Annotated in this window: 1 protein-coding gene; it reads left to right on the top strand. The window is 66.0% G+C overall.

The window, feature by feature from the left end:
* A partial coding sequence (locus tag AB0M35_RS29135; protein ID WP_363749417.1) for a condensation domain-containing protein occupies positions 1 to 1056 on the top strand: 1056 nt, incomplete at both ends.

The raw sequence follows: 1056 nt of genomic DNA, 5'->3' as shown, positions 1-1056 counted from the left end.
GTGGCCCGGGATGGTGTGTTGCCGTTGTCCTTCGGTCAGCAGCGGTTGTGGTTCCTGGAGCAGCTCGATCTGGCGCGCCGTGAGTACGTGGAGGCGTGCGTCGTACGGCTGCGTGGAGATCTGGACGTCGTGGCACTGCGGACCGCGATCACGGGCCTGGTCACCCGACACGAGGTACTGCGGACCCGACTGGTGACCGGCCCGGACGGCACCCCGGAGCAGGTCATCGACCAGGCAGCACCATCGGTGACAGAAGTCGACCTGGCCTCGACCGGCCTACCCCTCGACGCGGCCGTACACGCGGCGGCGACCCCCGTGTTCGACCTGGCCGACGGCGGACTGCTACGGGCAACCGTCATCCACCACGCGCACCGCGAACACGTGCTGGTGATCGCCTTCCACCACATCGTCTCCGACGGCTGGTCGATCGGGATCATGACCCGAGAACTGAGCGAGTTGTACACAGCCGCGCTCCAGCACCGCCCGCCGAACCTGCCACCACTACCCGTCCAGTACGCCGACTTCGCCGCCTGGCAACGCCAGCACCTCACCGACGAATCACTCGACCGACAACTGCGCTACTGGCGGGAACGCCTGGCCGACCTGCCCGTACTGGACCTGCTCGGCGACCGACCACGACCACCACGCCGCTCCGGACGCGGCGCCACCACACACTTCGACATCCCCACCGACACCGTCAACCCACTACGCACAGTGGCCAACGACGCACAGGCATCACTGTTCATGGTCCTACTCGCCGCCTACCAGGTCCTCCTGACCCGCTACACCCGCCAGACCGACATCGCCGTCGGCACCCCGATCGCCGGCCGAAACCACCCGGACCTGGAACACCTCATCGGATTCTTCGTCAACACCCTCGTCCTACGCGCCGACACCTCCGGCAACCCCACCTTCTCGAACCTCCTCACCCAAGTCCGAGAAACCGCACTACAGGCATACGAACACCAAGACCTCCCCTTCGAACGCCTCGTCGAAGAACTCGCACCCGAACGCGACCTCTCACGCACCCCACTAATCCAAGCCATGCTCGTCATG

The organism is Micromonospora sp. NPDC051196 (assembly GCF_040682415.1).
In the GTDB taxonomy this organism is placed as follows: Bacteria; Actinomycetota; Actinomycetes; order Mycobacteriales; family Micromonosporaceae; genus Micromonospora.
This window is presented reverse-complemented; position numbering and strand designations above follow the sequence as displayed.